Origin of the sequence: Actinomadura montaniterrae (assembly GCF_008923365.1) — a bacterium.
In the GTDB taxonomy this organism is placed as follows: domain Bacteria; phylum Actinomycetota; class Actinomycetes; order Streptosporangiales; family Streptosporangiaceae; genus Spirillospora; species Spirillospora montaniterrae.
On the sequence record NZ_WBMR01000325.1, the window covers coordinates 1 to 7968 of the forward strand.

The following is a 7968-nucleotide window of genomic DNA, read 5'->3' on the forward strand; positions in this document are numbered from 1 at the left end:
CCTCGGAGCGGTAGGCCTCGGACCGGTACGCGTCGTCGCGTCCGTCGCCGATGGACCGGCGGCCCTGGTAGGACCGTCCGGCCGGAAGCTCCGGCATCGGCGTCCCGGGGCCGCCGAGCGCCCCGGCGGGGGCGCCGCCCGGCATCCCGCCCATCGCGGGCGCCGGCGCGGCCTGCGCCTGGCCGCGGGGCCGGGAGGACGCGCGCAGGAACGACACGATGCAGGCCAGGATCGCGCCGATCGCGAAGCCGATCGCGCCGTTCTGCGGCAGCTTGCTGGGCGTCGGCGCGGTCGGGTCGGCGGTGTCGGTGAACTGGACCCCGTCGTTGTTCTTCGACCGGGCCGACAGCAGGCCGCTCTCGTCCGACTGCATCTTCGCGAGCTGGCTCTGCAGCACCTTGTACGGCCGCGTGCCCGCCTGCGTCGACTGCATCTGCTCGGTGATCTTCGTCTCCTGCTCCTTCAGCCCCTTGATCTGCTCGTCGAGGTTGCTGTTGTTGGTGGAGACGGTGACGTCCTGGTAGGCCTGCAGCACCGCGTTGGCGATGACGGCGGCCTCGGGCATGGTGGAGCCGTTGGCGGTGACGACCACGACGCCGCCGTCCGGCTTGCTCGAGGTCTTCACCCGGCCGCGCAGCTGCTCGCCGGTGAGGTTCGGGCCGTGCTTGCTCTTGACGATCTCGGCGGCGCGGGCCATCACGGGCGTGGAGCCGGCGAACGCCGCGCGCTGCGCGGTGTACGCGGCGTACCCCTGCCCGGACACGACGCCCATGCGCAGCGCGTTGTTGTTGTTCGTCGGGTCGGTGACGGCGAACCTCGCGGTGGCGGTCGCGCCGCTGAACAGGATCTGGGTGGCGGCGACCGAGGCGAGGACGCTGGCCAGCACGATGATGAGAGACATCAGCCGGTAGCGCCAGACCGCCTCGACGAGGCTGATCTCCGGTGTGACGGGGGTCTGTGCTGTCATCGGATGCTCTTGGAGTCCTCAGGAGGCCGTGGGCGGGATGGGGTCGGCGTCGGGTCCGGCGAGACGGCGGACGGCGTCCCGCAGCTCGTGGTGGTAACGGTCCTTGCCGAACCGCCGGGCGGCGTCGGCGCCGGCCCGCTTGGCCATCGCCTGGGCGCCGTCCCAGTCGTCCAGCAGCCGGGCGATCCCGGCCGCCAGCGCGTCCGGGTCGTCCGGGGCGACCAGCACGCCGTTGTCGCCGTCGGCGACGATCTCGACCAGCCCCTGGGTGGCGCTGGCGACGACCGGCCGGCCGGCGAGCATCGCCTCGACGGCGACGTTACCGAAGGGTTCGACGCGCGAGGGGACGATCGCGATGTCCGCGCCGGCGAACGAGTTCCACACCGACGGGCGGAATCCCGCGAAGGCCACCGCGCCGTCGTCGCCGGCGAGGCCGCGCAGTTCCTCCTCGAACCACTCATATCCGGGGAAGACGCTCCCGACCAGGGTCAGGTTCGCATCGTATCCGCGATCGCGGAGTGATCGGACGGCGCGGACCGCGACGTCGGAGCCCTTGCGCGGGGACAGCCGCCCGACGAGGACGATCCGCGCGGGCCCGTCCAGGACGGCGCGCGGCGGCGCGACCGGCTCGGGCGGTTCCTCCACCCCGTTGTAGATGATCTGGGCGCCGCGTCCGGCGGAGCCGAGGGCGGCGGCGCTGGCGCGGCTGTTGACGACGACGGAGCGGGCGAGCCGCAGCGGCATCGACAGCGCGGCGCGCACCGGGCCGGGCACGTCGTCCTCGGCCTCGTGCACGTGGCAGAGGGAGGGCACGCGGGCGAGCCGCCCGGCGAGCAGCCACAGCGGGATCGTGACGGTGTTGACGTAGAGGGCGGCGGCGCGTTCGCGGCGCAGCAGCCGCCACGCCTTCGGCAGCGCCCGGGTCGCGGCGAACGCCAGCCGGACGAGGCCGAGCGGCGTCATGTACGACTTGCGCAGCACCGGGACGGGCAGCACCACGACCTCGGCGCCCGCGTCCCGCAGCACCGGTGAGAGCGGCCCGTCCGCCGGCAGCGTCACGATGACGCGGTGGCCGGGGACCAGCGCGCGCACCGACTCCACGAGCATCCGGTCGGAGCCGTAGAGGTCGGGCGACGGGTGCGCCAGCACCACCGCGGACCTCGCGTCCCGTTCGGCCACTTGCCCCTCCTTCTGGTGATCCAGCCCCCTGGATACCAGTCTCCCGCAACCTTCAGATTAACTGTCGTTTACCGCAGGGACGCGCAACCCCCCTTCCGCATAATCTGGGCGGATCAATCACAAAGTGACGGTAATGGCTGGGGGTCAGGGTGCGCATCGCCATGGTAGGGACGCGCGGGGTGCCGGCGCGGTACGGCGGCTTCGAGACGGCGGTCGAGGAGATCGGCAAGCGGCTGGCGGCGGGCGGGCACGAGGTCACCGTCTACTGCCGGGGCGAGCGCCACCCGGAGCCGGAGTACCTGGGCATGCGGCTGGTGTACCTGCCGGCGATCGAGAAGAAGGTCGCCGAGACGCTCAGCCATACCGGGCTGTCGGTGCTGCACGCCTTCCGCAGCAAGATCGGTAAGGAGGGCGCGGACGTCGCGCTGCTGTTCAACGCGGCGAACGCGCCGATGCTGCCGATCCTGCGGACGCTGCGGATCCCGGTGGCGACGCACGTCGACGGCCTGGAGTGGAAGCGCACCAAGTGGAGCGGCACCGGCCAGAAGTACTACCGGGCCGCCGAGGCGATGGCGGTGCGCTGGTCGGACGCGCTGATCGCGGACGCCGTCGGGATCCAGGACTACTACCGCGAGCGGTTCGACGCCGACACGGTGTTCATCCCGTACGGGGCGCCCATCCTGACCAGTACCGACACCGGGAAGCTGGCGGACGCCGGGTACGAGCCGGGCGGGTTCCACCTGGTCGTGGCCCGGTTCGAGCCGGAGAACCACGTACACGTGGCGGTGGACGGCTACCGGCGCAGCAAGGCGGAGAAGCCGCTCGTCGTCGTCGGCTCGGCGCCCTACGCCGACGAGTACACCGCGCAGGTGAAGGAACTGGCGGGCGACGACCCGCGCATCACCTTCATGGGCGGCGTGTGGGACCAGGACCTGCTGGACGCCCTGTACGCGGGCGCGCTCACCTACATCCACGGGCACTCGGTCGGCGGGACGAACCCGTCGCTGCTGCGCGCGATGGGCGCCGGGGCGTCCGTGCTGGCCTTCGACGTGAACTTCAACCGCGAGGTGCTGGGCGAGGAGGCGGGCCGGTTCTTCGGCGACGCGGCGGAGCTGGCGGCGCAGGTGGAGGCGGCGGAGGCCGACCCGGGCGCGGCGGGCGACCGGGGCGCCGCGGCGCGCAAGCGGGCGGCGGAGCGGTACGTGTGGGACGACGTCGCGGCGGCCTACGAGCGGCTGTGCGAGGACCTGCTGGCCGGTCGCCGTACGCGCAAGACCATTCGCGGTAAGTGACGACATGAACGAGCAGATGACCACATCTGGTCATGAATTCGTCCGCCCCCGCATCGGGACCGGAAATGTCCTGGTACCTGCGGGTTCGCGGCGCGGCGCCCGCGCCGGCGTCGCGCTGTTCACCCGCTCGAAGCTGCCCGCGCTGGCCGCCCAGTGGGCGCTGTACGGCGCGGTGGCGGTCGCCGGGCCGCGCGTCCTGCCGGGCCCGCGCGTCCGCTGGGAGCCGCCCGGCGGGCCCGAGCGGTGGCGGACGCTCGCCGACCGGATCGGCACGTTCGACGGCCTCGCCCTCTACGAGCGCCCGCAGGCGTCCCGGACGGGCCTGGCCGCGGTTCTGCTTCGCGACGGGCGCCCCACCGGGTTCCTCAAGCTCCGCGACGACCCCGGCGAGCTCGACCGCGAGGAGCGCGCGCTGTCGGCGTTCCCCGAGGGCCGCGCGGACGGCTTCCGCGTCCCGCGCGTCCTGGACCGCGACGAGACCGCCGGCTGGCACTGGATGGTGATCGAGGCGATGCCGCCGCGCCCGGCCCGCCCGGTGCGCGGGATCGCGCTCGCGCCGCTGCTGGCGGACCTGCAGCGGCGGCTCGCGGCGGTGGTGCCCCGCCCGTCCGGGACCCCGGACCACTGGACGCCGATGCACGGCGACCTGACGGCCTGGAACCTGCGGCACTGCGGCCGGGGCCTGCCCTGGCTGATCGACTGGGAGGACGCCGCGTGGGCGCCGCCGGGCGCCGACCTCGTCTACTACGAGGCGACGCACGCCACCGTGTTCGGCAAGCCGTCCGGCCGCGACGACCTGACCGGCTGCGCGGAGGCGGCGGAGTTCTGGCTGAAGCGGGTCGCGCAGCGCTCCACCGGCGACCACGACGCCGCCTTCAACACCCGCCTCAGCGAGATCCTGCGGGGCATCGGCCGGGCCTGAGCCTCCCGGACCCGCGGCCTCGCCGACCCGCGGCCTCGCGGACCCGCGGCCTCGCGCACACGAAGAACGCGCCCCGGTGGACGTCCACCGGGGCGCGTTCCCGTGTCAGAGGTCAGCCCACGCGGGTCACCAGGTGACGGCCGCGGACGCCGGGCCGGTGATGGTGTTGCCCAGCGGGTCGTGCACGCGGAGCCGGTAGGTGTGCTTGCCCCGCGCCATCTTGGTGTCGGTGAAGGACATCGACGGCTCGTTCCAGAAGGCCGACCACTGCTTGATGGTCGTCAGCGCGGTGGTGGAGTTGTCACGCAGCACCTCGTAGTGCAGCCAGGCGTTGTCCATGTCCCAGGTGCCCTTCCAGGCCAGCTTGAGGCCGGTGGAGGTCTTGGTCACGGTCGGCGCCTTCAGGGCGGAGGCCTCCGGGCCCACCTTGTTCGGCGCGTCCGCCTTGACCGCGAACCGCACCAGGCCCTGCTGCGCCTTGCCGTTCACCTTCGGGAACTCGCCGCCCATCACGACGTAGCCGCCGTTGCCCGTGACGGACCAGGCCGCCTGGAACTGCTGGGTGAAGGAGCCGACGGCCAGCGTCGGGAACCAGGTCAGCAGCTCGGGGACCGGCTGCCCGTGGTAGTTGCTGTCGGCGCCCGGGTGGTCCGACTTGTCGGTGCCCATGGCGGCCTTGGTCTCCGCCAGCGCCCGGTGCCACGTCTTCGGGGTGGTCTCCGGGAACGCGTTGAGGGAGGAGCAGTCGTGCGCGTGCGAGACGCTGTAGACCGCGCCGCCCGCCGGGTAGATGCCGTACGTGGCGCCGTAGCAGTTGTCCAGCCACACCAGGTCGCCCGTGTCGGCCTTGGCGGCGAACCGGCCGTCGAACCAGTACCAGCCCTCGCCGTCGGCCGAGGCGTAGACCACCCCGTCGTCGACGCGCAGGTCCGTCACGTACGAGAAGTGGTCGGCGTCCACCTTGGTCGGGATCGGCTTGCTGCTCCACGGCAGCGTCCCGCCATTGGTCGCGCTGACCGCGCCGATGCCGACGTGCTTCTCGCCGTTGAGCTGCTGGAACCGGCCGCCGACGATGACGCGGTCGCCGGCCACCGCGAGCGCGTACACCTCGTCGTCGTTGGCGACGGGCTTCCAGGTGTCGACGTTGGAGCCGTCGGACGCCTTCACCGCGGCCAGCCGCGTCCGCGACTTGCCGTTCACGTTGAAGAAGTTGCCGCCGACGTACACGGTCGAGTCCGTCGCGGCGATCGCTCGCACGCGGTTGTGCACGTTCGGCGCGAACGAGTCGATCAGCGCGCCGGTCGCGGTGTCGAACGCCGCCAGATGGTTGTGCGCCTTGCCGTCGACCGTCGTGAAGTCGCCGCCGACGTACACCCGCTTGCCGTCCGGCGAGGCGATGATCCGCAGGCCCTGGCCGTCCAGCGAGTGCACGAAGGACGTGCTCAGCTTCCCCGTGGTCAGGTCGAACGCCATGATGTTGCCGCGCGCGACCTCGCCGGCGCCGCCCGCGGCGACGCCCGCCGGGCGCGCCTTGGTGAAGCTGCCGGTCGCGTAGACGGTGTTGCCGACCGTCGCCATGCTCCACACGACGCCGTTCACCTGCGCGGTCGGCAGCGGGTCGGCGCTGACGGTGGCGGGCAGGTACTTGGGCGGCATGGTGTCCGCCGCGGCCGTCCCGGCGGGCATCAGGGCCGCGCCCACGAGCGAGAGGGCGGCGGCGGACGCAACGCCCGCGCGCACGCCTGCACGGCGCTGTCGCAAAAAGGCTCTCACGAGTCGGATCCCCTAAAGCACTTCAACCCCCGGTGGCCCCCTCGGCCACTCCGGTCTCGTGATCTTAGTGCGCCGAACGGACCACCACTCCGCACTCTTATGAAATCGTGACGGAAATCGCTTACGCAGCGCTTGAAGACGGCTGCTCAGCGCAGTATGGCCAATTCCGGAAATAGAAAAGTGCCCCGAGGTGTAAACCTCGGGGCACTTTCGCGCGTCGGCGGTCCCGGGCTACCGGGACGGCGTCACCGCCGGACGGAGTTGGACGCCGCGCTCGTCACGGCGTTCCCGCTCGCGTCGACCGCGCGGATCTTGTAGGTGTGGGTGCCCCTCGGGGCGCTGGTGTCGGTGTAGGTGAGGGTCGCCGGGTTCCAGAACGCGGCCGTCTTGTCGAACGTCGCGATCGGGGTCGTGCCGCCGTCGCGGAGCACCTGGTACTTCAGCGACGCGTTGTCCATGTCCCAGGTCGTCCGCCACGTCACGCGGATGCCGGTGGTGCGCAGGCTCGCAGACGGAACCTTCAGGTCGGCGGCCTCGGGGCCGACCTTGTTCGGCGCGTCCGCCTTGATCGCGAACCGGACGAGCCCGGCCTGCGCCTTGCCGTTCACCTTCGGGAACTCGCCGCCCATCGCGACGTAGCCGCCGTTGCCCGTGACGGCCCACGCCGCCTGGTACTGCTTGGTGAACGAGCCGATCGCCAGCTTCGGGAACCAGTGCAGCAGGGTCGGGATCGGCTGGTTGCGGTAGTTGCTGTTGGAGCCGGGCGCGGTGCGGTCGGTCCCGGTCGCGGCCTTGGTCTCCGACAGCGCCCGGTGGTTGGTCTGCGGGCTGGTGTCGGGGAACGCGCCGAGCGAGGTGCAGTCGTGCGCGTGCGAGACGCTGTAGACCTCGTTGGCCACGGGGTACATGCCGTAGGTGGCGCCGTAGCAGTTGTCCAGCCACACCAGGTCGCCGGTGTCGGCCTTGGCGGCGAAGCGGCCGTCGAACCAGTGCCCGCCCTCGCCGTCGGCGCCGCCGTAGACGACGCCGTCGTCGACGCGCAGGTCCGTCACGTAGGAGAAGTGCGTGCTGTCCTGCTTGGTGGGGATGGGCCGGCTGCTCCACGGCAGCGTCCCGCCGTTGGTCGTGCTGACCGCGGCGACGCCGACGTGGGTCTCGCCGTTGAGCTTCTGGAACTTGCCGCCGACGATGACGCGGTCGCCGTACAGCGCGAGGGCGTAGACCTCGTCGTCGTCGGCGGTCGGCCGCCAGGTGCCGATGTTGGACCCGTCGGTCGCCTTCACCGCGGCCAGCCGCGTCCGGCCGCTGCCGTTGACGTTGAAGAAGTTGCCGCCGACGTACACGGTCGAGTCGGTCGCGGCGATCGCGCGCACGCGGTTGTGCACGTTCGGCGCGAACGAGTCGATGAGCGCGCCCGTCGAGGTGTCGAACGCCGCCAGGTGGGGGTGCGCCTTGCCGTCGACGGTCGTGAAGTCGCCGCCGACGTAGACGCGGCTGCCGTCGGGGGACGCGACGATCCGCAGGCCCTGCCCGTCGAGCGTGTGCACGAACGTGGTGCTGAGCTTCCCGGTCGTCAGGTCGAACGCCATGATGTTGCCGCGCGCGACCTCGCCGGTCCCGCCCGCGGCGACGCCCGCCGGGCGCGCCTTGGTGAAGCTCCCCGTCGCGTAGACGGTGTTCCCGACCGTCGCCATGCTCCACACGACGCCGTCGACCTGCGCGGTCGGCAGCGGGTCGGCGCTGACGGTCGCCGGCGTCCCGGACGGCGGGTCGGTGTCGGCGGCGGCCGGACCGGCCGCCGCGAGCGCCGCGCCCGCCAGCGAGAGGGCGGCGGC

General features: G+C 72.4%; 5 protein-coding genes and 1 pseudogene. 2 read left to right on the top strand and 4 right to left on the bottom strand.

Annotated features, from left to right (window positions below; genetic code table 11):
* Both F9B16_RS47110 and F9B16_RS47115 read right to left on the bottom strand, forming a co-directional pair.
* Window positions 1-967 (bottom strand): GumC domain-containing protein (locus F9B16_RS47110; protein ID WP_225992582.1); only part of this gene is annotated, 967 nt, incomplete at its 3' end.
* An 18-nt stretch (window positions 968-985) separates the two neighbouring features.
* A complete protein-coding gene (locus F9B16_RS47115; RefSeq protein ID WP_225992583.1) occupies window positions 986-2146 on the bottom strand; it encodes a glycosyltransferase family 4 protein in 1161 nt (386 codons plus the stop codon).
* A 161-nt stretch (window positions 2147-2307) separates the two neighbouring features.
* On the opposite strand from F9B16_RS47115, the gene F9B16_RS47120 reads away from it, so the two are divergent.
* Both F9B16_RS47120 and F9B16_RS47125 read left to right on the top strand, forming a co-directional pair.
* Window positions 2308-3438 (top strand): DUF1972 domain-containing protein, encoded by a 1131-nt coding sequence (locus tag F9B16_RS47120; RefSeq protein WP_151546786.1) that lies wholly within the window; start codon window positions 2308-2310, stop codon window positions 3436-3438.
* A gap of 4 nt (window positions 3439-3442) precedes the next feature.
* Complete coding sequence (locus F9B16_RS47125) at window positions 3443-4360, top strand: phosphotransferase (RefSeq protein WP_151546787.1); 918 nt, start codon at window positions 3443-3445, stop codon at window positions 4358-4360.
* A 126-nt stretch (window positions 4361-4486) separates the two neighbouring features.
* Here F9B16_RS47125 and F9B16_RS47130 read toward each other — a convergent pair whose 3' ends face one another.
* Together F9B16_RS47130 and F9B16_RS51865 are read right to left on the bottom strand one after the other, a co-directional pair.
* The gene (locus F9B16_RS47130) at window positions 4487-6100 is read right to left on the bottom strand and encodes a PQQ-binding-like beta-propeller repeat protein (RefSeq protein ID WP_151546788.1); all 1614 of its coding nucleotides are present in this window, start codon (window positions 6098-6100) and stop codon (window positions 4487-4489) included.
* Window positions 6101-6378: 278 nt separating this feature from the next.
* Window positions 6379-7968 (bottom strand): annotated as a pseudogene (locus F9B16_RS51865) (hypothetical protein); the annotation flags it as partial.

Bases quoted from the DNA above. Each gene is read 5' to 3' on its own strand.
- F9B16_RS47125 (WP_151546787.1), top strand. From the start codon at position 3,443: ATGAACGAGCAGATGACCACATCTGGTCATGAATTCGTCCGCCCCCGC.
- F9B16_RS47120 (WP_151546786.1), top strand. From the start codon at position 2,308: ATGGTAGGGACGCGCGGGGTGCCGGCGCGGTACGGCGGCTTCGAGACG.